This is a genomic window from Solirubrobacter pauli, from assembly GCF_003633755.1.
GTDB lineage: Bacteria > Actinomycetota > Thermoleophilia > Solirubrobacterales > Solirubrobacteraceae > Solirubrobacter > Solirubrobacter pauli.
Map to the genome: position 1 here is coordinate 2,420,804 of NZ_RBIL01000001.1, position 25,263 is coordinate 2,446,066.

24 protein-coding genes, 1 tRNA gene and 1 pseudogene are annotated in these 25,263 nt (G+C 70.4%); 12 read left to right on the plus strand and 14 right to left on the minus strand.

Features of this window, described 5'->3' with window-relative positions; all coding sequences use genetic code 11:
• Window positions 1-12: 12 nt before the first annotated feature.
• Together C8N24_RS11495 and C8N24_RS11500 are read left to right on the plus strand one after the other, a co-directional pair.
• A complete protein-coding gene (locus C8N24_RS11495) occupies window positions 13-726 on the plus strand; it encodes a tetratricopeptide repeat protein (RefSeq protein ID WP_121250164.1) in 714 nt (237 codons plus the stop codon).
• 36 nt (window positions 727-762) lie between these two features.
• Window positions 763-835 (plus strand) — tRNA-Lys (locus tag C8N24_RS11500).
• 108 nt (window positions 836-943) lie between these two features.
• Here the strand turns inward: C8N24_RS11500 and C8N24_RS33895 are convergent.
• A complete protein-coding gene (locus tag C8N24_RS33895; RefSeq protein WP_170178730.1) occupies window positions 944-2,179 on the minus strand; it encodes a hypothetical protein in 1,236 nt (411 codons plus the stop codon).
• A 66-nt stretch (window positions 2,180-2,245) separates the two neighbouring features.
• A pseudogene (locus C8N24_RS35545) lies at window positions 2,246-2,314 on the minus strand (SEC-C metal-binding domain-containing protein); the annotation flags it as partial.
• A 339-nt stretch (window positions 2,315-2,653) separates the two neighbouring features.
• On the opposite strand from C8N24_RS35545, the gene C8N24_RS11510 reads away from it, so the two are divergent.
• On the plus strand, window positions 2,654-3,598 hold the full coding sequence (locus C8N24_RS11510; protein ID WP_170179024.1) for a tyrosine-type recombinase/integrase: 945 nt from the start codon (window positions 2,654-2,656) through the stop codon (window positions 3,596-3,598).
• 32 nt (window positions 3,599-3,630) lie between these two features.
• Here the strand turns inward: C8N24_RS11510 and mobF are convergent, their stop codons facing one another.
• The 4 genes from mobF to C8N24_RS11530 all read right to left on the minus strand — a co-directional run bounded on the left by mobF (window position 3,631) and on the right by C8N24_RS11530 (window position 9,565).
• Window positions 3,631-6,165 (minus strand): MobF family relaxase, encoded by a 2,535-nt coding sequence (gene mobF, locus C8N24_RS11515; RefSeq protein WP_121250166.1) that lies wholly within the window; start codon window positions 6,163-6,165, stop codon window positions 3,631-3,633.
• Between the two features lie 216 nt (window positions 6,166-6,381).
• Window positions 6,382-6,729, minus strand: coding sequence for a hypothetical protein (locus C8N24_RS11520; protein WP_121250167.1), 348 nt, complete (start codon window positions 6,727-6,729; stop codon window positions 6,382-6,384).
• Window positions 6,730-7,182: 453 nt separating this feature from the next.
• Window positions 7,183-8,700, minus strand: a complete 1,518-nt coding sequence (locus tag C8N24_RS11525) for a hypothetical protein (protein WP_147447748.1) — start codon at window positions 8,698-8,700, stop codon at window positions 7,183-7,185.
• Between the two features lie 391 nt (window positions 8,701-9,091).
• On the minus strand, window positions 9,092-9,565 hold the full coding sequence (locus tag C8N24_RS11530; RefSeq protein ID WP_121250169.1) for a winged helix-turn-helix transcriptional regulator: 474 nt from the start codon (window positions 9,563-9,565) through the stop codon (window positions 9,092-9,094).
• A gap of 56 nt (window positions 9,566-9,621) precedes the next feature.
• Here C8N24_RS11530 and C8N24_RS11535 point away from each other — a divergent pair, with 56 nt between their 5' ends.
• The 6 genes from C8N24_RS11535 to C8N24_RS11560 all read left to right on the plus strand — a co-directional run bounded on the left by C8N24_RS11535 (window position 9,622) and on the right by C8N24_RS11560 (window position 14,830).
• Window positions 9,622-11,040: a DHA2 family efflux MFS transporter permease subunit gene (locus tag C8N24_RS11535; RefSeq protein ID WP_121250170.1), complete on the plus strand. Its 1,419-nt coding sequence runs from the start codon at window positions 9,622-9,624 to the stop codon at window positions 11,038-11,040.
• Entirely contained in the window at window positions 11,037-11,375 is a 339-nt protein-coding gene (locus C8N24_RS11540) for a hypothetical protein (protein WP_121250171.1), read from the plus strand. The genes C8N24_RS11535 and C8N24_RS11540 overlap by 4 nt, the downstream gene beginning before the upstream one ends.
• Window positions 11,376-11,389: 14 nt before the next feature.
• On the plus strand, window positions 11,390-12,229 hold the full coding sequence (locus C8N24_RS11545) for an ATP-binding cassette domain-containing protein (protein ID WP_170179025.1): 840 nt from the start codon (window positions 11,390-11,392) through the stop codon (window positions 12,227-12,229).
• Window positions 12,226-12,942: a hypothetical protein gene (locus tag C8N24_RS11550; protein ID WP_121250173.1), complete on the plus strand. Its 717-nt coding sequence runs from the start codon at window positions 12,226-12,228 to the stop codon at window positions 12,940-12,942. Before C8N24_RS11545 ends, C8N24_RS11550 begins: the two co-directional genes overlap by 4 nt.
• A gap of 14 nt (window positions 12,943-12,956) precedes the next feature.
• Window positions 12,957-13,730, plus strand: coding sequence for an aminotransferase class IV (locus tag C8N24_RS11555; protein WP_121250174.1), 774 nt, complete (start codon window positions 12,957-12,959; stop codon window positions 13,728-13,730).
• A gap of 110 nt (window positions 13,731-13,840) precedes the next feature.
• Window positions 13,841-14,830 carry a Gfo/Idh/MocA family protein gene (locus tag C8N24_RS11560; RefSeq protein WP_121250175.1) on the plus strand — a complete coding sequence of 330 codons (990 nt, stop codon included), beginning with the start codon at window positions 13,841-13,843 and terminating at the stop codon, window positions 14,828-14,830.
• On the opposite strand, the gene C8N24_RS11565 is transcribed toward C8N24_RS11560, so the two are convergent.
• From C8N24_RS11565 to dnaB, 3 genes are read right to left on the minus strand one after another with little or no spacing between them, the layout of a single operon-like run.
• Window positions 14,827-16,149 carry an adenylosuccinate synthase gene (locus tag C8N24_RS11565; RefSeq protein ID WP_121250176.1) on the minus strand — a complete coding sequence of 441 codons (1,323 nt, stop codon included), beginning with the start codon at window positions 16,147-16,149 and terminating at the stop codon, window positions 14,827-14,829. The two genes, C8N24_RS11560 and C8N24_RS11565, sit on opposite strands and share 4 nt — an antisense overlap.
• A gap of 23 nt (window positions 16,150-16,172) precedes the next feature.
• A complete protein-coding gene (locus C8N24_RS11570) occupies window positions 16,173-16,973 on the minus strand; it encodes an ATP-binding protein (protein ID WP_121250177.1) in 801 nt (266 codons plus the stop codon).
• Window positions 16,973-18,352: a replicative DNA helicase gene (gene dnaB, locus C8N24_RS11575; RefSeq protein WP_121250178.1), complete on the minus strand. Its 1,380-nt coding sequence runs from the start codon at window positions 18,350-18,352 to the stop codon at window positions 16,973-16,975. The genes C8N24_RS11570 and dnaB overlap by 1 nt, the downstream gene beginning before the upstream one ends.
• Before the next feature lie 75 nt (window positions 18,353-18,427).
• On the opposite strand from dnaB, the gene C8N24_RS11580 reads away from it, so the two are divergent.
• Window positions 18,428-21,139, plus strand: coding sequence for a helix-turn-helix transcriptional regulator (locus C8N24_RS11580; RefSeq protein WP_170179026.1), 2,712 nt, complete (start codon window positions 18,428-18,430; stop codon window positions 21,137-21,139).
• Here C8N24_RS11580 and C8N24_RS11585 read toward each other — a convergent pair.
• Both C8N24_RS11585 and C8N24_RS11590 read right to left on the minus strand, forming a co-directional pair.
• Window positions 21,115-21,573: an RNA polymerase sigma factor gene (locus C8N24_RS11585; RefSeq protein ID WP_121250180.1), complete on the minus strand. Its 459-nt coding sequence runs from the start codon at window positions 21,571-21,573 to the stop codon at window positions 21,115-21,117. The genes C8N24_RS11580 and C8N24_RS11585 overlap by 25 nt on opposite strands.
• Before the next feature lies 1 nt (window position 21,574).
• Window positions 21,575-21,949: a hypothetical protein gene (locus C8N24_RS11590; RefSeq protein WP_147447749.1), complete on the minus strand. Its 375-nt coding sequence runs from the start codon at window positions 21,947-21,949 to the stop codon at window positions 21,575-21,577.
• A gap of 154 nt (window positions 21,950-22,103) precedes the next feature.
• On the opposite strand from C8N24_RS11590, the gene C8N24_RS11595 reads away from it, so the two are divergent.
• Window positions 22,104-22,784, plus strand: coding sequence for a collagen-like protein (locus C8N24_RS11595; protein WP_121250182.1), 681 nt, complete (start codon window positions 22,104-22,106; stop codon window positions 22,782-22,784).
• 63 nt (window positions 22,785-22,847) lie between these two features.
• Here C8N24_RS11595 and rplI read toward each other — a convergent pair whose 3' ends face one another.
• Both rplI and rpsR read right to left on the minus strand, forming a co-directional pair.
• Window positions 22,848-23,300 carry a 50S ribosomal protein L9 gene (rplI, locus tag C8N24_RS11600; RefSeq protein WP_121250183.1) on the minus strand — a complete coding sequence of 151 codons (453 nt, stop codon included), beginning with the start codon at window positions 23,298-23,300 and terminating at the stop codon, window positions 22,848-22,850.
• A 10-nt stretch (window positions 23,301-23,310) separates the two neighbouring features.
• Entirely contained in the window at window positions 23,311-23,634 is a 324-nt protein-coding gene (gene rpsR, locus C8N24_RS11605; RefSeq protein ID WP_245971830.1) for a 30S ribosomal protein S18, read from the minus strand.
• 244 nt (window positions 23,635-23,878) lie between these two features.
• Here rpsR and C8N24_RS11610 point away from each other — a divergent pair, with 244 nt between their 5' ends.
• Window positions 23,879-24,373: a single-stranded DNA-binding protein gene (locus C8N24_RS11610; RefSeq protein ID WP_121250185.1), complete on the plus strand. Its 495-nt coding sequence runs from the start codon at window positions 23,879-23,881 to the stop codon at window positions 24,371-24,373.
• 368 nt (window positions 24,374-24,741) lie between these two features.
• Here the strand turns inward: C8N24_RS11610 and rpsF are convergent, their stop codons facing one another.
• Window positions 24,742-25,116, minus strand: a complete 375-nt coding sequence (gene rpsF, locus C8N24_RS11615) for a 30S ribosomal protein S6 (RefSeq protein ID WP_121250186.1) — start codon at window positions 25,114-25,116, stop codon at window positions 24,742-24,744.
• Window positions 25,117-25,263: the final 147 nt, after the last annotated feature.

A 25,263-nucleotide genomic window follows, 5' to 3' on the forward strand; every position in this document is an offset into this window, starting at 1 on the left:
CCGCAACACGCCATGCTGTTCGACCTGAGAACCGGCGCTCGCCGCCGCACCGTCAAAGTTGTCTACCTCGGCCTCGCGCTGCTCATGTTCGTGGGCTTCGTCGGGTTCGGCATCGGCTCCAGCGGCCTGTCCGGCAGCATCGGCGACCTGCTCCGAGACCAGGGCTCCACGACCGACGGCAGCAAGGACGCGGTCGAACGTGTCTCCACCCAGGTCCGCGCGGCCGACGCGAAGACCAAGGCCAACGCCAGCGACCCGGCCGCCTGGGCCGAGCTCGCCCAGGCCCGCTACCGCCTCGCCCAGCTCGGCGACAACATCGACCAGGCGACCAGCAACTACTCCGCCGAGGGCCGCCGCCAGCTCACCGCCGCCGGCGCCGCCTTCGACAAGTACGTCGCGCTCAACCCGCCCAAGCCCGATGAGCGCCTCGTCCGCAACATGACGCAGGCCTACATCGCGGTCGAGCAGCCCGCCAAGGCCGTCACGGCCCAGGAGATGCTCACCGAGATCGAGCCGGCCGCGAACACCTTCTCCAACCTGGCCATCCTCTCGTACCAGGCCGGCCAGACCCGCAAGGGCGACCTCGCGGCCGCCAAGGCCGTCGAGCTCACCGAGGGCGCCGACGAGAAGAAGCAGCTCAAGGAGCAGCTCGACCAGGCGAAGACCTCCTCGCTCGGCCAGCAGATCCAGGAAGCGCTCACTCCGACGCCCACGCCCAAGAAGTAGCGCCCAAGCCTCGCCGCTATCATTGGCGGCCAGCCCGCCCTTGTAGCTCAATTGGCAGAGCAGCGGACTCTTAATCCGAAGGTTGAAGGTTCGATTCCTTCCGGGGGCACTCACGAAACCGCGCGAAAGCGCGGTTTCGTCGTTTAAGCGGTCGCGTCGGTCCGCGGACTGTGTCCCAATCGTGTCCCGAACTACGGCTGCTTCTCAGTCGTTCCGGTCATTCCAAGGCACTGGGGAACGCCGATCGAAGCGTTGCCAGGGTTTCGTCTTCGAAGCCCACCTCTCCGAAGACGGAAACCATCGTTGTGTCCCACTGTCGTCGCCCCCGGCGGGGCGGAGTCAGCACGACCGCGACAGTCCGGAGTTCGTCGCATGCCGCGCCGGCCTGCAGGACGTCGTAGTGGCGCAGTTGCGCCCACAGACCGAACATGTGCTGGATCTTCTCGTCATGCGGGCGGGAACACACGCCGTAGCCAAGATGGGTGCGACGATCTAGCCCACGAACGCTCCTCATCCGCCAAGCGATGGCCTCCTCGTCCGCCTGTACGGCGACTGCGGACATCGCATCCAAGAGGAACTCGCCGAGGGATGCCCGCTGACCCACAGGAAGTCGGTCGAGCTGCGCGAGAACGAGAAGCCGGTCGACCTCGGTCGCCTGCGTGAGCCGCGTCGTGGCGATGTCTTCGAAGATCATGCGAACGAGTGAGTGCGCCTTGCGATCGCTGGCTGCAACCGGAGCGAGCGGCAGGAGAGGGGTCGACACGACCTCCACACCCGCGACCATCATCTCCTCGGGGAACGGTGATGGCGGCGTCGCAGCGTCTTCTTGGGCCAGGTCGTAGTAGCGCAGCGGCTCATCACCGAGCCCGACCGCTTCGCCGGCCACGCGCTCGAAGTACTCCACAACGGCGTGCGTTGACTTCAGCTGCTCGAACAGAAACTCCCAGTCCCGTCGGAGCAGGACTACGGTCGGATGCTTGGCCTCTTCGAGCGACGGCACGGTTTCGCCGGGTGGCGCATCGTGATCGAGAACGACGACAACGAGCCAACGATGTGCGTTCCCGTCGATCTCGACGGAGCGACCGCGGAGGTTCGTAAGAAGACGGGGCTGCGCTTTGAGGAATCGGACGGTTCCGTTCCCCTGCTTGATCGCATCGCTGGCCTTCTTCTTGAGCCAGCTGCGCTCTCTCTCGGGGTCTGAGCCGGGGTTCTCCCGGCTCTTCACCTGCACGACCACGCCCAGGTCTCCGACGATCAACAGCCCGTCGCCGAGTTCGCGGGTTCCCGAGCCGACAGCCGCGCTTTCCGGGAGGTACACGAAGTCAGGGAGCCCCCACACCGCCGCCGCGTCCTGAGTCGCGGCCTCCGCAGCCGGCCCGGTCCGCACGCCATCGGCCAAGGGCGAAGCACTGGGCACAGTACGGACCATCACGCCGCCGGGCGTCTCGACCAACAGCTGCAGCTCGCCTCGGGGCGGTGGAAGGAGAACCCGGTTCGAATCGCCCGTGCGGCGATCGATGCAGCAGCGCTTGTACTTCTTGCCGCTGCCGCACGGACAGGGATCGTTACGACCAGCAGTCGCAGTCATTCGCAAGCCAGCGTCCCAGGCGGAACGGCGTGCTGACCTGACCGAAGGGTTCGATTCTCAACGTGGGGGACCGAGCTTTTCGCGGAGCGCCCTATGGAGGACATGGCGCAGCCGATCTCCGGACACGTCTATCGCCACGAAGGAGCCCGCGGTCCGGTGTGGCGAGCGAAGTACCGGTTGCCCGACGGGCGCCAAGTTCACAAGACGATCGGGCCGGTATGGACGGAGCGGGGGAGACCGCGGGCCGGCTTCTACACGAAGCGCGGCGCTGAAGCCTGGCTTCGTGAGGTCATCGAGCAGGCGCGCGCCGGAGTGCTGCCCGGGATGGTCCGTACGGGCGTGACCTTCGCTGACGCCTGCAGCGAGTACCTGCGATACGTCGAGCACGATCTGGACCTCAAGCCTTCGACGTTAGGTGACTACCGCTCGGTGATCCGGGCGCACCTGCTCCCCGCGTTCGGCTCGCTGCGGATCGAGGACGTGACGGCCGACCGCATCGAGGCGTGGAAGGGCACGCTGCGAATGAGCAACCGCACCAAGGTCAAACTGCTCACGGTCCTGAACGGAATCATGGCCCGGGCCCGTCGGCTCCATCGGCTGCCCGTCAACCCGATGGCCGACGTCGAGAAGCCGCGGCATCGTCGCTCGACGGCCATCGAGGTGTTCTCGCCCGAGGAGGTGCTCGCGCTGGTTCGGAACGCGGACTCCGAGCAGGACGCTGCGATCTACCTGACCGCGGCCTTCACGGGCCTCCGCCGTGGCGAGCTCGTGGCCCTTCGCTGGCGCGACGTCGACTTCCCGGCCCAGCGCATCCGCGTCTCCGGCTCCTACGCAGGAGGGCGACTCACAACGCCCAAGAGCGGCAAGGTCCGTTCGGTGCCGTTGGCGCCGGCCGCCGCCGAAGCGCTCGCCCGGCTCGGCCAGCGGGAGTTCTGGACGAGCGAGGACGCTCTCGTCTTCCCGGACGTCGTCGGTGGGTACCTCGACGCTTCGGCACTGGCCCGCCGCTACCGCGCGGCGCTCAAGCGCGCGGACCTGCGGCCGCTCCGGTTCCACGACCTGCGCCACACGTTCGGCACGCGGATGATCGCCAAGGCCGACATCAGGAGAGTGCAGGAGTGGATGGGCCACGCCGACGTCGCGACGACGATGAAGTACCTCCACTACGTCGAGCGCCCCGACGAAGCGCGCCTGGTCGCCGAGGCCTTCGAGCTCCAAGAACACGAAAACCGCCTCGGCGGGCGGTCTAATCCATATGTCGGCAGGTCGCCCGAGAACCTTTAGCCCTATTTCGCGTGCTGGCGCGTTGCCGCTCATCAACGCTCGATGACATGCCCGCGCCATCGTTGCGCGGTGGCGACCTCGTGCGCCGCTGATCGCGTCAGCCCGTCACGCAAGGCGTCGGCCGGCCGCCACGTCCCGTCGACGTTGGGCATGAACTCCGCGCTCTCCCGCGCCTCCCGAGTCACGTACAAACGGTTCGACTCCCGTCCGCGGCTCAGCGCGACGTACGCCCACTCCTTCGACAGCCCGTCCGTGGCGAGCACGAACGTCTGCCCGCAGGTCATCCCCTGCGCCGCGTGCCCGGTGATCGCGTACCCGAGCGACACCGAGTCCTCGACGTACTCAGGATCGAGCCGCACACGCTGTCCGCGAATCTCCACGTCGAGTCCACCGCCCTCGGCGCCGACGACGGTCCCGCGCTCGCCGTTCACGACCCCGAGCCGCAGCTCATTGCGTCGCATCACGACGCGGTCGCCCACAGCGATGCCGGCATCGCCTTCCACTCCTAGGACCCCAGCGGCGCGCATCAGGGCGTGCGCGCGACCGTTCAGGTCGGCCACGTCTCGCCGTCGGTGGGCGATCATAACGGCGTCGTCGGGATCGCCGGTCTTCCACCAGTCTTCGACGAGGCGCGTCCGCACCGCGTCGTCGTCCTGCCCGGAGACGATCCGCCCTCGCTCCGAGTACCGACGGACCGCGCCGTCGGCATCGCCGTCCCGCAATAGCGAGAGCGCCTCCCGCTCCCACAGCGCGCTCTGCCGTCGATTCTCGCGCAGCCCGATGGCCGGCAGTCGCCGCGCCAGGGCCCCGAACGTTCCGCCCGCCCCGATCTCGGGCAGCTGCCGGTCGTCGCCGACCAGGACCAGCTTCGCGCCGGCCCGCTCGACGTGGTCCACAAGCTCGGCCAGCGCGCGCGTCGGAACCATTCCGGCCTCATCGATCACCAGCACCGATCGCCGCTGCAGCACGCGTGATGGCCGCTTCCGTAGCTCTTCCAGCAGCCCGGCGATGCTCTCGCTCTCGATCCCGGCACCGTCCTCGAGCTCGATGGCCGCCCGCCGAGCAAGCGCAGCCCCGACCACGCGGAACCCGCTGCCCTCCCACGCCTCACGCGCCGTGGCGAGCGCGAACGTCTTCCCGGTCCCAGCCTGCCCGATCACCACGGCGACACCGTCGCCATCGAGCGCCAGGCGCCGCACCATCTCCGCTTGCTCGCCGGCGATCGTCGGCCGCCGCCGCAACGCCCGCTCCACGGCGTTCTCGCGACCGACCCCGCACCTCTGGCCTCTCGTCCTGTCGGCGTAGTCGAGCACCCGCCGCTCGCGCTCCAGCAGTTCGGACGTGGAGTACCGCCGTTCGGTCGCCAGCCCGGTCACGAGCTGCCCCTCGACCCCGATGACCTCGCTGCGACGATCGCCATCAGCGAGCACGACCACGCGCTCTGACCGGAGGAACCGATCGGCAAGCCGCTCCAACTCCCCGAGCCCGACGTCGACGCCGCCCGGCAGACCTTCGGCGATCGCCTGCAGCACCTCCCGACGCCTGAAGGTCGACCGCTCCTTCGTCAGCCCGTCGTGTCCGCCGAGGCGAGCAAATAGCTCGTCGACCTCGCCGCCCTCGACTCCGCGCGTCCTGGCTTGGCCGACGACCTCGCGTATCGCAGGCATATCGAGCCCGAGCGCGGCAGCCCGCGCACGCCACTCCGGAACGAGCGCCTCGGGAGCAACCCGGTAGTCCTTCGCCCGCCGAGTCGCAAGCGCCGCGACCTGAGCCGCGCCAGGGGTCGTCGTCCCGCGTCGAGCCATCTCGGCTTCGATCTCCGCCCGCCGCCGACTGAACGCCCGCCGCACCTCGGGAGCGACACCGGCGACGTCAGCGATTCCGTTCCGCACCGGTTCCCACTCGAACCCGAGCTCGCGCGTCAACAGCGCCCGCAGCCGGTGCTCGTACAGATACCCAGCGGTCTTCGCGTGCGCGTAGATCCGCCGTCCGTCGAGCGTCCCCCACCGTCCGTCGGCTCCGAGCACCAGGTTCGCGACGAGGACGTGCGTGTGCAGCTGCGGATCACCGGCCCGCGACGTGCGGTGCCGGAACGCCGCCCAGATCAGACCGCGCCCGGCGATCGGGACCGTTCCGCCGGCGCCGCGCCGCGTGACACCAGCCTCCCGCTCGACATACGCGAGCGCCTCGCGCACCGCCTGATCGTGCGCGCCTCGTATGACGCCGCGCATAGCGTCGTCCCCGATCCCGAACAACACGCTCACGCTCTTCGGAGCCGAGAACGTCAGATCGAACCCGGGCACCCGCCGCGGCACAACCCGCCCGAGCGGATCTCCGCTCGCGGGGACGCACCCGCTGAGCACCCGATCGAGCCGCAGTGCATCGACAACGCCGCCGAGCCCGAGCGCCCGCGTCCCGTCCCCGACCCAGGTCCCGGCAGCTTCGCCCACGTGCAGGTAGTAGTCCTCCACGCCCGACGCGACGGCGCCGGCCCGCGTCACACTCCCCTGCGCCTGCTCCAGGTAGTAGTCGGCCTGACCGACAGCGAGCTTCCCGATCGACAACACGCCTCAGTCCAAGCCGCCAACCGAGTCGACCGGGCAATCGACTTCATGCGCATGACCGGCAAGAGGCATCGACCTCTCAGCCAGTGGAAGGTGGCCGACGGCCACCGAGCCGGCCTACTTCAGCGAGGGACGACGTCTGGGTCGAGGGACGACTTCAAGAGCGGCACGCACTTGCACCCTCTGGGATGCACAACTCCGAACGGCGGCCGCAGCTTGTCAGTCGGGATCGTCCACGTCCGCGGCGGCCGCGTCGCGAAGTCGTTGAGCTCGCTCGGCAGCCATCCGAGCTCGGTCGGCTTGGATCTCGGCGGCTAGCGACGCGCCGTCCCGCAGCACGAGTGCAAGCTCAGGTCGATACCGCAGCACGTACGTCTCATCGTCTCGACGGACCAGGCCGGCCTCGATCATCCGTGCGAGCGACTTGGTCAGGGTGCCTCTCGACGCCCCCGTGTCCTTGATCCCGTGCCAAATCTCGGACCACGTGAGTGGTTCGTCAGACGCCTGCAAATGCTCGGCAATGGCCGCTCCGTGGCCCAAACCAAGCGCTGCGAATACGTCTTCCATCCGACATGGTCCCTAACCTGAGTTTCCAAGTGGAAACTGTAGTGGAGGGGGGCGAACTTCGCCCGTTCAGGGCTCTGTCGCCTGAAGGCCGCGCGCTACGATTGGCGGAGCCCATAGCAGCTCTTCCGGACGGATGCGAGTGGCGACAAGTGCGGGCTCGGCCCTTTACTGGGTCCGCCTCAGTCCGACCGGAAGGTAGGAGATCCACATGTCTGGCCGCTACAAGCGACACGTTCCCTTCCATCATCAGACAACGCTCAGCACGCACCACGTTGGTCGCCTCAACTGGTTCATCGGAGCCGCAGAGCAGCCAGCGGTCCCGCGAGACCCACAGTTGGACGAGGTTACGCGGGTGAGGGAAGAACTCGAGAAGTTCGCGAAGCCCAGGCCGGCAAATCCGATCGCGCCGCCCTCTGACAAGGACGCTGAGGCGGTTCCCTCCAAGTCCCGTCGCTAGTCGCTCCTGTTCCACGACCGTCGGGGAACGACGAGAGGTAGCGCTGAAGTCACCGCAGCGATCCATGCTCCGTAGAACAGCCAGTCAATGAGCGCGAACGCATCGCTCGTGGCGTTTGCTGCCTCGTGAAGAAGCACTCCCGCGGCGACTACCGGCAGCATGATCGCGAAGATGCTCAGAGCGCGCGTGCCAGACAGTACGCGCTGAAGAAACGCGTTCTCGGGTTCTCGGGCGAGCGTGTAGGCCAAGAACGCGGGGGTGAGTAGCAGGAAGGCGACGGCGCCGTCCAGCACTCCCCCTGCGTCCGAGGCCACGATGCTCGGCGCAAGATCTCGGTAGGCGGTCAATATGCAGGCCACAAGACCTGTCACCAGCGCACCTGCGAGGAGTCTGCGACGTTCGGGTAACAGCAGCACGGTCGCGACACCCGTGCTACGTCGTCGGGGCCCGCTGATGTAGTAATGAACCCGGCCGGTGAGAAGCTGGACGTCGCGCCGCTGCAGATGAAGCACGGGACGCGGGTCGCGACGCCCGAGAGTGATAGCCAGCCGGTCCTCCAAGATGGACAGGATCCGCGCTGCTCGCTGCCGGACGCGTGAAGGCAACCCGGGTGGCGCGGGGTCCGAGTCCAGAACAAGCGCCCCCGCCACGACCTCGAGCCCTGGCGGAGCGTTCATCTCAAGGTGGTAGCTCCCGGCGTCCGAGACATGCGGAACGTCGATGCCCACCAGAACGCTGCGAAGCCCGAGTGTCGTCAGGAGGCTGCGCAGCGGTGCGAGCCGCGCCTTGACCGGTACGTCGTACGCCACCTTGACCACGCGGCGAGTCCCGGATTGCCCGCGAACATCAATCCACAGCAACGTGCTGTCCACGAAGATCGTTGCCAGATCGATCAGCCGACGAAACGGCTCAGGATCAATCGGTTCCTCCCGAGCTGCCAGATACTCCTGGAGGGCGAGCGACAGGACGCGAAGGGCATGTCGAGATGTGTCGCCCTCGCCATGGACGATGCTGTGGAGCAATTCGGCGACGTGCTCATGAACCTCGGCTCCGAGCGCGTACTCAGCGACGCCCGTGAGAACGCGCTCGTCCAGGAGGTTCGTTGTCCCCTTCGAAAGAAGAGGGACGACGGCGCCCCACTCGTCCCGCAGATCAAACGCGAGAACTGGGGGCCAGTTGCGCAGAACCGACAGCGGGAGGTATGAGAGCTCTTCGCCGTCCTCGGCGCCGAAATCCGGTACCTCGAAATCGACGCTGATCCGGCGGCGGGCGATATTGAAGTCGAGCAACTCCAACTGCTCGACGCGTCTGCGAACGAAAGTCTCGCGATCCCAGAAAAGGGGTGCTGCAGCCGCTGCGAGTTCGCGAACGCCCCCAACCTCTCTGAACGCTTCTGCCTCCGCAGCTTCGAGGGCGGCTTCCTCTGAGGGTGGTGGCTCCGCGGTCAGAGCCCTCCACAAGACGATGAGCCCCAGGGTCACCACTGTCCCGACTACGACCGCGATCAGGGACACCAGCAGGACGCTCAACCAGCCGGGACCTGGGATCACTGGATCACTCACGAGGGCGAAAGCGACAATTGCCGCGCCGGCGACCAAGCCAAGAATGAAGATCGTGATTCGCGCTAGGGCAGTCATTGACCGCGGCCAGTATGTACCGGGCTGCGGACGTTCCACGCAAGCACTCTGGAACGATCAGGTGGTACGAGTAGCCGGGGGCGGTTTGTGTCCCGAACTGTGTCCCGAAGTCAGCAGAACTGACCCCTCCCAACGGGATCAAGCGCGCCTCAAAACGGCTCTACAGAGCCAAAGGGAACTCGCTCGCCCAGACTCTTAATCCGAAGGTTGAAGGTTCGATTCCTTCCGGGGGCACTCACGAAGCCGCGCGAAAGCGCGGTTTCGTCGTTTAACGGCTGCGGTGCAGCTCGAGGTCCGAGACCTCGACCGGGTGGTCGTGCTCGCACCGCAGCTCGGCGTGGACGCGGGCGCCGCAGCCGGCGTGCTCGAGGTGGACGTAGCCGCCGTCGTTCGTCCAGCGGTCGCCCCACTGCATGAGGGCGACGAGCGCGGGGAACAGGTCGCGGCCCATCTCGGTGAGGACGTAGCGCTGGCGGGTGCGCTGGCCGGGTTCCTTGTAGGGCTGCTTGGCGAGCAGGCCCGCGTCGACCAGCTCGCGCAGGCGGGAGGCGGTGACGGGTTCGCTCGCTCCGACGCGCTCGGCGAAGTCGTCGAAGCGGGTGGTGCCGTAGAAGGCCTCGCGGAGGAGCAGGAACGCGGTGCGCGTGCTGACGACGTCGAGCGCCTTGGCGATCGAGCAGTGCGTGGCGGTCCAGCCGCTGCGTGGGTCGAGGGTGCCCGCCATCCGGACGACGTCGCTCATGAGGGTGATGGTATCTGGCTTCTGTTCGCAGCAGTCAGCCTGGTACGGTGCTGGCTATGAATTGGCTAAGTCAGCTGCGGCGCGCGGATGCGTCGTCCGGGGTCGTCCTCGTCGTGGTGTGCGCGGCCGTCGTGCTGGCGAGCCTTGACCTGTTCATCGTCAACGTCGCGCTGCCGGACATGGCGGAGGACTTCGGGGCGCCGGGGCTGGCGGAGCTGTCGTGGGTGCTGAACGGGTACGCGATCGTGTACGCCGCGCTGTTGCTGCTGTTCGGGCGGATGGCCGAGCGGCGCCGGCGCGACCTGGGCTTCCTCGTCGGGGTGCTGGTGTTCACGGCGGCGTCCGCGGCCTGCGCCGCGGCGACCTCGCTCGAGGCGCTGGTGGTCTTCCGCCTGGTGCAGGCGGCGGGTGCGGCGCTGCTCACGCCGACGTCGCTGAGCCTCATCCTCGTGACGACGGAGCCGTCCCGGCGGCCGTCGGCGGTGCGCATCTGGACGGCGGTCGGCGGGGCGGCGGCGGCGCTGGGGCCGGTGGTCGGCGGGCTGCTCGTGTCGGCGTCGTGGCGTTGGGTCTTCTTGGTGAACGTGCCGATCGGTCTGGCGGCGCTGGTCGTCGGGTGGCGGCGGCTGCCGCGCGTGGCGGGGCATGAGGTGCCGCATCCCGATGCGCTCGGGGCGGCGCTCGGCACCGGCGGGATCGCCGCGTTGACGCTCGGTCTCGTGAAGGCCGAGGATTGGGGGTGGGCGAGCGGGGCGACCATCGGCGTGCTCGCGGTCGCGGTGGCGGCGCTCGTCCTGTTCGTGCTGCACACGGTGCGGGCGCAGAACCCGCTCGTGGACCCGGCGCTGTTCCGCGGGCGGCCGTTCCGCGGGGCGGGCATCGCGATGATCCTGTTCTCGATGGCGTTCGGCGCGATGCTGCTCGCGGCCGTGCTGTGGGCGCAGACGGCGTGGGGCTGGTCGGCCCTGCAGACGGGGCTCGCGATCGCCCCTGGGCCGCTGATGGTGCCGCTGTTCGGCGTCCTGCTCGCCGGGCGGCTGATCGCGCGCTACGGACCCGGCGTGGTGGCCGGCGTCGGCACGGCGGTGTTCGGCCTCGGGTTGGCCTGGTTCGCGCTGGAGATCGAGATCGAGCCGGACTACGTCGGCGCGATGCTGCCCGGGATGCTGGCGACGGGGATCGGCGTCGGCCTCACCCTGCCGACGCTGATGGCGACCGCCGCGGGCTCGCTTCCGCCGCACGCGTTCGCGACCGGCTCGGCGGTCGTCAACACGCTGCGCCAGGTCGGGCTGGCGATCGGCGTCGCGATCCTGGTCGCCATCCTCGGCACGCAGCCGGACCTCAGCGCCTTCCAGCAGGGGTGGTGGGTGCTGGCGGGCCTGTCGTGGGTCGCCTCGCTCGCGGCGTTCACGCTGCTCGGCCACACGCGCGCCAGGTCATCGACGACGACCGATCGGGGTAGCGTTGCCGCATGACCGGCGGCTTTCCCCATGTGCATCTCGGCCCGCACGCCGACGCGGAGCCTGACTCGGTTCCACGGTCCTACCGGCTGACGGTGCTGCTGGAGCGGCTCACCGAGCTCGAGGCGCTCGCGGTCGGGCGGGCCGTGGCGGACCTGCTCGCGGCCGAGGGGATCGCGATCCGCGACGAGGACGAGACCGTGCGCTCGATCGTCGGGATCGAGCGGCACCCGTGGCCGATGACCGTGGAAGCGGCCACCGCGGAGGTGCTCGGGAACGCCGACCACATCCTCGTGCCGAAATCCGTGCCGCAGGCGCCCGATCTTGTGCAGGATTACAACCCCAACTGACTAGCCTCGGCGGCGTGGATGCCGTCGTCGTCGAGGAGCTGACCAAGCGCTACGGGCGCACGGCGGCCGTCGACGGGCTCAGTTTCGCGGTTCCCCAGGGGAGCGTGTGCGGGTTCCTGGGGCCGAACGGCGCGGGCAAGACGACCACGCTGCGCGTGCTGTTCGGGCTCACGCGCGCGACGAGCGGGCGTGCGGAGGCGGCCGGTCGCGTCGGGGGTGTGCTCGACCGGGACGGGTTCCACCCGGCGCGCAGCGTGTGGAACGAGCTCTCGCTGGCCGCCGCGCGGGCGGGCCGGCAGGACGCGGACATCGACGCCGCGCTCGCGGCCGCCGACCTCGAGCACGCCGCGGACAAGCTCGTCGGCCAGTGCTCGCACGGCACGCGGCGCCGGCTGAGCCTGGCCGCCGCGCTGATCGCGGCTCCCGACGTGCTGCTGCTCGACGAGCCCGCCAGCGGGCTGGACCCGCATGCGCTGCGGACGCTGCGTGAGCGGCTGCGGGCGCACGCCGCCGCGGGCGGCACGGTGCTGCTGTCCAGCCACGTGCTCGAGGACGTGGCGGCCACGTGCGATCGGGTCGTCGTGGTCAACCGCGGGCGGCGCGTGGCGGAGGGGGAGCTGGCGGCGTTGCTCGCGCAGCGGATCCGGCTTCGCTCGCCCGAGCCCGAGAAGCTGCTGGCGGCGCTGGACGGGCTCGATGCGACGTCTGACGGCCCGGGCACGATCATCGTCGCGGGCGCGGACCCCGACACGGTCGGGCGCGCGGTCCGGGACAGCGGTGCGGTGCTGCACGAGATGAGCACGCAGGGCGCGCTCGAGGCCCTCTACGTCGGCCTGACGGAGGCTTCGCGGTGAACGTGGAGCTGGCCGCGCTGCGCAGCGTGCCGGGCTTCCGTCGGGCGCTGGCGCTGGCGCTCGCGTTCAGCGGCTTCCTGGCGATCTCCTACCTCGGCCTCAAGGACCTGGACACGACCACGCTCACCGACGCGCGCAGCGCGCTGTCCTCCGGTGCGATCTCCGGCCTCGTCGCGATCGTGTACGGCGCGGCGACCGCCGGCGGCGAGGTGGCTCGCGGTGGGCTCGGGCTGGCGCTGATCGCCCGCCACGACCGCCGTGCGGCCGTGCAGGACCGCCTGCTGGCGTACGCGGCCGCGGGTGCGCTGCTCGGCCTCGGAGGCGCGGCGATGGCCGGCGTGCTCACGTACGTGCTGCTCGGCTTCGGCGGCTCGAAGCTGCCCGCGGTCGACGACCTCGCCACGCGCGTGCTCGGCACCGTCGTCTACACGGCGCTGATGGCCGCCACGGGCGCCGCGCTCGGCCTCGCCGCACGGTCGGCGGCACCGCCCGTGATCGCGACCCTCGCGGTGCTGCTGTTCCTCGAGCCGCTGTTCTCCGGCCTGTCGGACCCGATCGCCCGGTGGGGCCCGGGCGGCGCCGGTGCCGCGCTCACGCGCAGCGCGACCGAGGACCTTCCGCCGGCCTGGGCGGGTGGGCTCGCGATGCTCGCCTACATGGGGCTCGCCGGGGTCGTCGCGTACGCCCTCACCGCCCGCCGAGACGTGCCCTAATACCCTCCATCGGCATGCTCGCCAGCGTGGACGGCGCCATCGGGCCCGCCGAGCAGGCACGGGTCCCGATCACGGACGAAGGGCTGTTGCGCGGCGACGGCGCCTTCGAAGGGCTGCGGCTGTACTCCGGCCGGCCGTTCGGCCTCGGCGAGCACCTCGAGCGCCTGCGGAGCACGACGGCCGGGCTCCGGCTCGAGTACGACGAGTCCGCGCTCAGCCACGAGATCTCCCGGCTGCTCGAGGCTGCCGGCCCCGTGGACGGCGTGCTGCGCATCGTCCTCACCCGCGGTGGCCGCCGGATCCTGTTCGTGGAGCCGCTCCCGCACCGGCCACGGATCGCGCGCGTCGGCACGGTGCGCTACGCGCCCAACCGGATCACGGAGGGCCTCAAGACGATCTCCTACGCCGCGAACGACCTCGCCCGGCGCCTCGCGCACGAGCAGGGCTTCGACGACGCGCTCCTGGTCACCCCGCACGGCCGCGTGCTGGAGGGGGCGACGTCCGCGTTCTTCTGGGTGCGTGACGGCCGCCTGCGGACGCCACCGCTCGAGGACCGGATCCTCGAGTCGGTCACCCGCGCGAAGCTGATCGCGGTGGCGGGCGCCGACGAGGAGGTCTGCACGCTGGACACGCTCCACGGCGCGGAGGAGGCGTTCCTCGCGTCCTCGGTGCGCGAGGTGCAGCCGGTCGCCGCGATCGACGACCTTCAGCTGCCGGCGGCTCCTGGGCCGGTGACCCTCCGCGCGCACGAGGCGCTGCGGCAGGCGATCGAGGCCGAGATTGGCTAGCTCAACGAGCGCGGCTTGCCGCCGCACTGGTAGTCCACGTACCAAGCCACGTGCCGTGAGGCGTGGACGATGCCCCGGAGAAGACCCATGTCTACGCAGTACCCACTCATATGCAGCCCATTAACGTCGGCGTCGTAGGTCTCGGCTACTGGGGACCCAACCTGGCGCGCAACTTCGCGGCCATCCCCACGTGCACCCTGAAGTGGTGCTGCGACGAATCCGAGGCCAACCGGGAGAAGTGGGCGTCGAGCTTCCCCAGCGCCCGCTTCACCGCTGACCTGGAGGACCTGCTCGACGACCCCGAGCTGGACGCGGTCGTGCTGGCGACGCCCGTGCCCACCCACGGCCCGCTGGCCGAGCGCGTCCTGCAGGCCGGCAAGCACTGCTACGTCGAGAAGCCGCTCGCGTACACCGTCGAGGACGCCGAGCGCGCCGTCGCCGCGGCCAAGCGGGCCGACCGGATCCTGATGGTCGGGCACCTGCTCGTGTACCACCCCGGCGTCGAGAAGCTCAAGGAGATCGCCGACTCGGGTGAGCTCGGCGACATCCACTACATCTACTCGCAGCGCCTGAACCTCGGCCAGCTGCGGACGGACGAGAACGCGCTGTGGTCGCTCGGCGCGCACGACGTGTCCGTGATCCTGCACCTCGCCGGCGCGGGCCCGACGTACCTCGAGGCACGCGGCGAGGCGTACATGCGCCAGGGCGTGGAGGACGTCGTGTTCGCGTTCATGCGGTTCGACTCCGGGATCGCCGCCCATCTGCACCTGAGCTGGCTGGACCCGCACAAGACGCGCGCGTTCACGGTCGTCGGCTCCAAGCGGATGGCGACGTTCGACGACATGGAGCTCGAGCGCAAGGTCACCGTCTACGACAAGGGCTTCGACGAGAAGGCCGAGTCCTACGGCGAGTACATCACGCGCTCAGGGGACATCCGCTCGCCGCGGATCGCCAACAAGGAGCCGCTGCGGATCGAGTGCGAGCACTTCGTGGACTCGATCCGCAACGGGACGAAGCCCCGCTCCGACGGGGAAGCGGGGCTGCGGGTGGTGCGGGTGCTGGCCGGCCTCCAGGAATCCCTGAAGGCCAACGCGCGCTAGGCCGTGACGCCCTCGGTGCGGGCGGCGTAGGTCGCCCGCCCGGCGTCCGTCCAGATCACCTGGTCGCGGCCCGGGCCGACGCCGATCAGCGCGATCGGCACGCCGACGAAGTCCGAGATGAACTTCAGGTAGTCGCGCGCGTTCTGCGGCAGCTCTTCCTCGGTGCGCGCGCCCGTGATGTCCTCGTCCCAGCCCGGGAGCTGCTCGTAGTCGCCCGACGCGTGGTGCATCACGGTCTGGTGGTACGGGTAGTTGTCGAACGTCGCTTCCTCGGCGCCGCGGTAGCGCGTGCAGACGTTCAGCGGGCCGAGGCCCGTGAGCACGTCCAGCTTCGTGATCGCGAGGTGCGTGAGCGAGTTGATGCGCGCGGCGTAGCGCAGCGCGACCAGATCCACCCAGCCGACGCGGCGGGCGCGGCCCGTCGTCGTGCCGTACTCGCCGCCGGCCTCGCGCAGCGTCGCGCCGAGCTCGTCGTCCAGCTCGGTCGGGAACGGACCGGAGCCGACGCGGGTGGCGTACGCCTTGGCGATGCCCCAGATCTCGTCGATGTCCTTCGGGCCGACGCCGGTGCCCGTGCAGGCGGAGGCGCTGACCGGGTTCGACGACGTCACGAACGGATACGTGCCGTGGTCGATGTCCAGCAGCGTGCCCTGCGCGCCCTCGAACAGGACGTTCTTGCCCGAGTCCAACACGTCCCACGTCAGCCGCGCCGTGTCGGCGACGTACTGCGCGATCCGGTGGCCGTACGTGAGGTAGTCCTCGGTCATCGACTGCAGGTCGAGCTCCGGGGCCTTCGCGTACGGGCGCAGCTGGAGGCGCTTGGGCTCCATCGCCGCGACGATCTTCTTCTTGAGGATCTTCTCGTCCAGCAGGTCCTGCACGCGGATGCCGAGGCGCGCGGCCTTGTCGGCGTAGGCAGGGCCGATGCCGCGGCGCGTCGTGCCGATCTGGAGCTTGCCGAGCTTGGTCTCGCCGGCGTGATCCAGGTACATGTGGTACGGCATGATCAGGTGCGCGTTGGCGCTGATCCGCAGCCCGGACAGGTCCACGCCCTTCGCCCGTAGCCCGTCCAGCTCGTCCGTCAGCACCTTCGGGTCGATCACGACCCCGTTGCCGATGGCGCACAGCTTGCCCGGGTACAGGATCCCGGACGGGATCAGGTGGAACTTCCAGTGCACGTCACCGCGCACGATGGTGTGGCCGGCGTTGTTGCCGCCCTGGAAGCGGATTACCATGTCCGCGTTCTCCGCGAGCAGGTCGATGACCTTGCCCTTGCCTTCGTCGCCCCACTGGGCGCCCACGATCACGATGCCGGCCATGTCGTGGGTTCAGTCTACGGGGCTCAGCGCGAGCGGCCGTATCCCGAGGGCCGCTCGTCCCACTGCGAGTCGTCGAACGGGTCCGGAGTGGTGGAGGTCGGCACCGGTTCGGGAAGGTTGAACTGGGCCTCGAGCCGGCGGTCGGCGCCGAACATCGGCAGCGGGTCGCCGCACATCTCGTACAGGCGCGAGACCGTGCGGTCCCCGATCTGCTCGCGCAGCTCCTGGTCGGGCTGCTCGGCGGCGATGTCGATCAGGTTCGTGGTGACGATGATCGACCGCTGCTCCTCGTAGCGGGTGTTGACGACCGTGTAGAGCTGCTCGAGCACCCACGGCGAGGTCTGCTCGGCGCCGACGTCGTCGATGTGCAGCAGGTCCACCGAGCAGAGCATGTCGATCAGCTGGCTGAGGCTGTGCGTGGCGTCGTCGCGGAACGTCTCCCGCAGCATCGCCAGCAGCCGCGGCAGCGAGTAGATCGCGACCGTGCGGTCGGCCTCCATAGCGCGCTTGGAGATGAGCATCGCGAGCGTCGTCTTGCCGGTGCCGGGCGGGCCCGTGAACCACATCCCGCGGCCGGCCTGGGTGCGCTCGGTGATCGTGTCGCAGTAGCGGCGGACCGCGCGCACGACGTGCGGGTGCGACCGCTCCAGCGACGGCAGCGGCTCACGCTCGAACGAGACGCCCCGGTACGCCTTGGGGATCCGGCCCGCGACCGCGGCGGCCCGCTTGCGCGCCAGCCGGGCCGGCCGGCACTCGCACGGGTACGCCTTGCGCGCCTCCTCGTCGAAGATGAACCCCGACCCGTCGCACTTGTCGCAGTCCATCAGTACCGGTCGTCCCCGGCGTAGGACATGAAGCGCGGGAAGTCGCGCTGGAACGTCAGCTCGATCGTGCCCAGGCCGCCGTTGCGGTGCTTGGCGATGATCAGGTCGGCGATGCCCTCGCGCTCGGACTCCTTGTCGTAGTAGTCCTCGCGGTAGATGAACATCACCAGGTCGGCGTCCTGCTCGATCGCGCCCGACTCGCGGAGGTCCGACAGCATCGGCGTCGGCGGCTTGCGCTGCTCGACGCCACGGTTGAGCTGCGAGAGCGCGATCACCGGCACCGACAGCTCGCGCGCGAGCGTCTTCAGGCCACGCGAGATCTGGCCGATCTGCTCGACGCGGTTGTCGCCGCCACCGCCGCCGCCCGCGTGCATCAGCTGCAGGTAGTCGATTACGATCAGGCCCAGGCCCTGCGGGTTCTGCTGGAGCAGGCGGCGGGCCTTCGCGCGCACGTCCAGCACCGACAGGTCCGACGAGTCGTCGATGTAGAGCTTGGACTCGGCCAGCCGCGACGACGCGGCCATGATCTTGCCCCAGCGCGACTGCGGGACGCGGCCCTTGCGCAGGTCGTCGCCCTTGATCGACGCCTGGGACGCGATGAAGCGCTGCGCGAGCTCGGAGTCGGACATCTCGAGCGAGAACAGCAGCACGGCCTTGTCGCCGTTGAGCGCCGCGTTCTCGCAGAAGTTCGCCATCAGCGCCGACTTGCCCATCGACGGACGCGCGGCGAGGATGATCAGGTTGCCGGGCTGGAAGCCGCCGGTGAGTACGTCCAGGTCCTCGAACCCGGAGCGCGTGCCGGTGATCGCCGTGCCCTCCTGCGAGAGCTTCTGGAGCTTGTCCAGCTCCTCGTCGAGCACGTTCTCGATCGACTTGAAGTCCTTGCTCGAGTCCTCATGCGCGACCTCGAGGATGAGCCGCTCCGCCTGATCCACGAGCTCACGCGGGAGCGCCTCGTGCCCGTGCACGCGCTCCTGGATCTCGTACGAGGCGTGCAGCAGCCGCCGCAGCATCGCGTTCTCGCGCACGATCCGCGCGTACTGGCGCACGTTGCCCAGCGCCGGGACCGACCCCGCGAGCAGCTCGACCGCGGCCGCGCCGCCCACCGACTCCAGGTCACCGGCCTGCTTGAGGTGCTCGACGACCGTCAACGCGTCGATCGGGCTGCCGGAGTTGTTGAGGTCCAGCATGGCCTCGTAGATGCGGCCGTGGCTGGCGCGGTAGAAGTCCTTCGCCGTCAGCCGCTCGTCGATGATCAGGGCCGGCAGGACCGACTCCGACATCAGCACCGCGCCCAGCACGGACTGCTCCGCCTCGAGGTTCTGCGGGGGCGCCAGCGGGGCGCCGTTGAACTCGGATGTGCCGTTCGTCGCCGTCATCGCAGAGCAGCGAGTCTAGGCCCGGCATCGGACGAACACACGTTCGCACTTCGCAAACTGCAAGGATCTGCGGCGGTGACCATTCTCGATCCCGTCGTCGCGCCGAGTCCGGCGGGACTGCTGCTGGAGCGCGAGCAGCATCTCGGCGCGTTCGCCGATGCCCTGCAGGACGTGAGCGCCGGCGCGGGGACCACGATCCTCGTCGTGGGGGAGGCGGGCGTCGGCAAGTCGATGCTGCTGCGCGAGCTCACGCGTGCGGCCGCAAGCGCCACCGTCCTGCGCGCTCGCGGCGACGAGCTCGAGCAGGAGTTCCCCTACGGCGTCGTCCGCCAGCTGCTCGAGCCGCTCACACGCACGCTTGACGACGTCTGGCAAGGGCCCGCCGAGCTCGCGCGCTCGGTCTTCGATCCGTCGCCGCAGGCGGGCGACGACGCGTCGTTCGCACGCCAGCAGGGGTTGTACTGGCTCGTGGTCAACCTCGCGGAGCGGCTCGGGCCGATCGTCCTCGCCGTCGACGACGCCCACCGCGCCGACGAGCCCAGCCTGCGCTTCCTGCGCTTCCTCGGGCACCGGCTCGACGGGCTGCCCGTCGCGCAGCTGCTCGCCAGCCGCCCGCTCACGGAGGTCGAGCACCGGCAGGCGCTGGCCGACATGCTCGACGACCCGCTCGTGCACACGCTCGCGGTCGACCGGCTCTCGGCCGAGGCGACCGGCCGCTACCTCGAGCAGGCCTGGCCCGAGGGCACGCATCTCGCCGGCGTCTGTCACGAGCTGACGGCCGGCAACCCGCTGATGCTCCGCGCGCTCGTGGCCGAGGCGCGCGGGACCGTGGACAGCGCCGAGGCCCTGCGGGCGCTGGGCGTGCGGCCGATCGGCCAGCGCGTGCGCCGGTCGCTGAGCGGCTCACCGGCGGCGCTGGCGCTCGCGCAGGCGATCGCCGTCCTCGGCGACGACACGCCGGCGGCGGAGGCGCTCGCCTTCGCGGCCGTGGAGCCGGAGGCGGTCGAGGCGCTGCTGCGCGCGAACATCCTCGAGGAGGGCACGAACGGGCTGCGGTTCGTCCACCCGCTCGTGCGCACGTCGGTCTACCGGCTGCTGTCGCCGGTCGAGCGCACCGCTCAGCACGCGCGGGCGGCGGCCGCGTTGCACGCCCGCGGCGTGGCGGGCGAGCAGGTCGCGGCGCACCTGCTGCACACGGGTCCGGTCGGGGAGCCGTGGGCGGCGGAGGAGCTCGAGGCGGCGGCCGAGCGCGCGCTGTCGGCGGGCGCGCCCGACACGGCGGCCGCGCTCCTGGGGCGCGCGCTGGAGGAGCCGGGCGCGACCGGCGAGCGTCGCGCACGTACGCTCGCCCGCCTGGCCGACGCGCAGTCGTCCGCCGGCCTGCCCGACGCGATCGCCAACTACGAGCGCGCGCTGACCCTGGCGCCGGGGGACGCGAGGATCACGCTCCAGTACTCCGGCGCGCTCGCGATGTCCGGCCGGACCGCGGACGCCTTCGCGGTGCTCGACCAGGCGACGCTCCCGGAGGAGCCGACGATCCGCGCGGCGTTGCACGCGGCGGCGCTGTTCACGGAGTCCGCCCCGGCGCTCGCGCACCGCGACGTCGTGGCCGCCGGCACGCCGGACGGCGGTCTGCTCGCCGCCACGACGGCCTACGAGCTGTCGATGCGCAACGTCCCGGCCGCGCAGGTGGCGGCGCTCGCCGTGCCCGTCTTCACGCACGGGACCCCGCCGCTCGACCTCTCGACGACGATGGCCTACGGCTACGGCATCTGGGCGCTGATGCTGAGCGACCAGCTCGAGCTCGCACGCACGGAGCTCGACCGTGCCGTGGAGGTCGGCCGGCGTACCGGCGCGCTCGTCATCCACGCGCTGGCGCTGGTGCTGCGCGCGGGCACGCACCTGCGGCTGGGGGCGCTGCAGGCCGCCGAGGCGGACGCGCAGCAGTCGCTCGAGCTGTCCGAGCACCCGTCGTGGCGGTTCGGGAACGCGGGCGCGATGCAGTTCCTGGCCGAGATCCTGCTCGAGCAGGGGCGGGTGGAGGAGGCCGCGGCGGCGGTCGCGGCGATCGACACCCAGACGGTCCAGCCGCTACCGGTCGTGCTGCTCGCCGAGCAGGCGCGCGGGCGGGTGCTGCTCGCCCAGCGGCGCCCGGACGCGGCTCTGGCGGCCGCCGAGGCGCTCGGCCGTCGCGCGCAGGCCGCGCTGTGCGACAACCCGGTGTTCTTGCCCTGGCGGCGGACCGCCGCGCTCAGCGCCGCGGCGGCGGGGCAGCCGGAGCGGGCCGCGGCGCTGGCGGCCGAGCACCTGGCGCTCGCCCGCGCCTACGGGATCGACTCCGAGGCGCTGCTCACGCACGCGCTGGTGACGCGGGACATCGATGCGCTCGAAGTGGTGGCGGCCGCCGGGGCGCCGCTCGTGCGGGCCCGTGCGCTGCTCGCGCTCGGGCGCGCCCGGCGCGTCGCCGGCGGCCCCGCCGCGGCGCGGGAGCCGTTGCGGGAGGCGATGGAGCTCGCGTCGGCGTGCGCGGCCAAGGGGCTGGTCGACGAGGCGCTCGACGAGCTCGCCGCCGCGGGCGCGAAGCCGCGCCGTCGCGGTGGGCACGGGGCGCTCGGCCTGACGGCGGCGGAGGCGCGCGTCGCGCGGCTGGCGGCCGACGGCGCGAGCAACCGCGAGATCGCGCAGGAGCTGTTCGTGACGCTCAAGACGGTGGAGATGCACTTGAGCTCCGCCTACCGCAAGCTGGACATCTCGAGCCGGGCTCAGCTCGCGTCGAGGCTGGACTGAAGCGAGCGGCGCGCGCGGTGCAGCAGCTGGCCCGCGGCGTTGGCGGTGAGGCCCAGCGCGGCGCCGATCTCGTCGTTGGGGCGGTCGGCGTAGACCTGCAGGAACATCGCCTGGCGCTGGCGCTCCGGCAGCGCGCTGAGCGCGCCGCGGACGTGGTCGCGCAGGACCACGGCGCTCGCGTGGTCCTCCTGCGTGCGGTCGATCGGGTCGGCGAGGACGCTGCGCCGACGCAGCGCCGTGCGGCGCGCGACCGTGGTGGCGTAGGCCTCGACGTCGTCGCGGTCGAGCCGGTCCAGGTGCGCGAAGGTCGCCAGCAGGGCGTCCTGCGCCACGTCCTGCGCCGTGTGCGGGCAGCGCGTGATCGCCTGGGCCCGCCGGCGGATCGGGTCGAAGTGCTCGCGGTAGAGCGCGGTGACGAGGTCCTGGTCCTGCATCTCAGGCCACCAGCACCGAGGTCGGGTCGGCCGGGTCGACGCGGACGGGCACGGTCGCGCCGGGCGTGAAGCCGCCGACGGCCAGGCGGTTGATCAGCTGGGTGTGGCTGACGGCGTAGGGCGCGCGGCCGTCGAGGGAGATCTGGAGGCCGAGCTCCACGAGCGGGTGCTCGTTGATCGTCGTGCCGGTGTCGCGGATGCTCGTGATCGTGGCGCTGCCGACGAGGCCGTTGTGCACGAGGTGCTGGGCGCGGTGGGCGTCGGCGGTCACCTGGCCGGCGGTGGCGAGGCCGTCACGCAGGGTGGCGCGCAGGCCAGGGCGGGGGGCGGCGTCGGCGAGCTCCTTGAAGGCGCGCATGTCCTTGAGAAATCCCATGGCCGCATGATCCGTCGGCCCGCCCTCCATGACCACGGGGGTCCTACCCCACTCTTTTCCCTGCCTTCCCGGGCAGGGTCACTCCAGGGGTAACGCGGCGCGGCGCCGGGGCCTTTTCCCGGTGACCTCCCCAAGTCGAAAGGACCCTCCCCAGATGCGTTTCTCCCTCAAGGTCGCCGCGGCGACGGTGGCCATCGCCGGCGTGGCCGCGGGCGTCGGCCAGGCGGCGATCTCCAACGACGGCGTCGTGACGATGTGCGTGTCGACCACCGGTGCCGTGCGTGTGGTCGACCCGACCGGCCCGGCCCGGCCGTGCGGGAACACCGAGACGGTGGTGCCCATCAACCAGCAGGGTCCCGTCGGGCCCCAGGGCGAGGTCGGGCCGCAGGGTCCCGCCGGGCCGGCGGGACCCGCGTCGAAGCCGCACATGCTCGCCAAGTGGAACTCCAAGAACTGGAACGTGGGCACGAGCTTCAGCACGCTGTCGAAGATCGAGCTCGCGCAGGGCGCCTACCACGTGACCGCCAAGGGCACCGCGTGGCTCACCGAGCAGCCGTACGGCCGCGCGTGGGCGGCGGTCACGTGCGAGCTGCGCATCCGCCACTACAACGGCGTCTGGGACTCGCTGGACGCGACGACGGTCGAGGTCAGCGACGAAGGGCCGGAGTACGGGACGTTCTCGCTGCAGGGCCTGACGCGGGTCGACACGGCCGACACGGAGAGCGTGCGGCTGGACTGCAAGGACGACGGCGGCCCGCAGGGCAAGTACGTGCTCCTGCGCAACGTGAACCTGCACGTGCTGCCGATCGGCGGCTACACGCAGACGAAGGCCTAGGAACGACGAAGCCGCCGGCTTGCGGCCGGCGGCTTCATCAAACTTCCCGGAGGTGAGTCCGAGCTACTTCTGCTCGACCACCATGGTCTTGATGGTCGCGACGACGCCGTCCTCGACCTCGACCTCGATCATGCGCGTTCCGACGGTGCGGATCGGCTCCTCGAGGGAGACGTTGCGGCGGTCGATGGCGATGCCGCGGGCCTCCTGGATCGCGTCGACGATGTCCTGCGTCGTGACGGAGCCGAAGAGGCGCCCGTCGTCGCCCGCCTGGTGCGGGATCGTGAGGACCGTCTTGGACAGCAGGGCCGCGGTCTCCTGAGCGGAGGCCAGAGCGGTCGCGGCGGCCTTCTCGGCCGTCTCGCGGCGCTTCTCGGCGGCGACGATCGCGCCCTTCGTGGCCGGCTGGGCCAGCTTGCGCGGAATCAGGTAGTTGCGCAGGTAGCCCTTGGAGACGTCGACGACGCTGCCGCGCTCGCCGAGGGTCTCGTGGTCCTGCAGGAGGATGGCCTGGGGCATCAGTCGCTACCTACCGGTCGCGCCCGCCGCGGCCACCACGGCCGCCGCGCTCTTCGTCCTTGTCAGAGCCCTCGCCGACGTACGGCAGCAGCGCCAGCTCACGGGCGCGCTTGACCGCGGTCGCGATCTGGTTCTGGTGGCGACGGCACGCCCCGGTGATGCGACGCGAACGGATCTTGCCGCGGTCGCTCACGAACTTCTTGAGCGCGTTGATGTCCTTGTAGTCGACGAACTCGACCTTGTCACGGCAGTACTGGCAGGACTTGCGGCGTCCGCCACCCCCGCCGGTCTTACGATCCCTCCGGCGCGTCGGCCGGCTGCGCTGCTTCGCCACTGGTTGAAACCTCTCTAGCTGCTGTCTCGCTTCGAATGCGCGCCTCGCGCGCACGAGGCCAGACGCCGTGCGGGCGCCGACGGAACAGAGTAGCGAAGTGGCCGACCTGCGTTCCGTCCGCCACGCCGTGTAACGACTCTGCATCAATTGTGCGGAGAAAGCGGCGTAGACCGCCGGTCCCTCCGAACACGGCCGTAGACTCGCCTTCAGAGACTACGAAAGTCTGAAAGGAGAGCCGACCACCATGGCGGCAAGCAACATCAATCGCGTCGTCCTCACGGGGAACCTGACGCGCGATCCGGAGCTTCGGTCGCTGCCGTCGGGCATGTCGGTGTGCAGCCTGCGCATCGCGTCCAACTCGCGCCGCAAGGAGAACGGCGAGTGGGTCGACAAGCCGAACTACTTCAGCGTGACGGTCTGGGGCGCCCAGGGCGAGAACGCGGCGCGCTTCCTCGCCAAGGGTCGTCCCGTGGCGCTCGACGGCCGCCTCGAGTGGCGTGAGTGGCAGGACCAGAACGGCAACAAGCGCGAGGCGATCGAGATCGTCGCCGACAGCGTCCAGTTCCTCGGCGGCCGTGAAGACGGCCAGGGCGGCGGCGGTGGCGGCTACAGCGCCGGCGCGGGCGCCGGCAACGGCTTCACGCCTCACTCGGACGTCCCGGCGGACACGTCGGACTTCTCGCCCGCGCCCGTGGGCGGCCGGAACTCGGCCCCGGCGGACGACGACATCCCGTTCTAGGCGTCCACCGCGCCTTCGCGAAGCAGCTCGGGCCGTCCTTTGGGGCGGCCCGCTCCGTTTAAGCGCAACGGCGGATCACACCGTCGGCGTCGCGTCAAGCACCTCGGACGCTGCGCGGGCGAGCCGCTTGACCCGCCGCGCGCCGGCGTGACGTGGGCGCGTGAGGCGGGGTATGACCGCCAACCGTCTCCACAGGACGGTTTCCAGGCACACCCCCCGCGAAATCGGCCCTCGCCATGCGAACGGGGAACGCGCACGCGTTCCACAGTCCGGGGAACAGCGGGTGTGCTCAGCCGTTGCCGTTGCCGTTCACGACCGCGCCGCTTAAACAAGAAGGGCCGCCAGATGGCGGCCCTGCAAGGTGTGCTCTAAGCCTCTTGGGGCTGGGCTTCCGCGGCCTCCGGCGCCGGCTGGGCCGACGGGCGAAGGTCCGGCGGGTCGGGCGTGCCCGGCCGCAGCTTGATGATCCGGTGGCGCAGGACGCCGTCCGTGATCTTGAGGTTGTGGTCGAGCTGCTCGAGCAGCTCGTTCCCGCCCCTGAACTGAATCAGGTGGTAGTCGGCCTCAGCCTTCTTCCGCACCTCGTAGGCAGCCTGGCGAGTACCCCAGTCATGCCGTCCGATGAACTCGCCGGTGCGGTCGATGAGGTCTGCGACGTCCGCCACGATCTGCTCACGACGCTCGGCCTCGACGGCCGGGTCGAGCAGGAGCGTGAGGTCGTAGATGTGCGTTCCACTCGCCATTGCGGTGGCAGAGGGTAGCAATGTGGGGCGAACGCTCCCGACCCAAACCCTAAGGGAGGTATGGGACGGAACCTGATGCGGCGTGTGCGCTGGGGCAACGTCGCGCTGGTCGCGACGGCCTGCGCGGTGCTCGCATTCGGCTCCGCA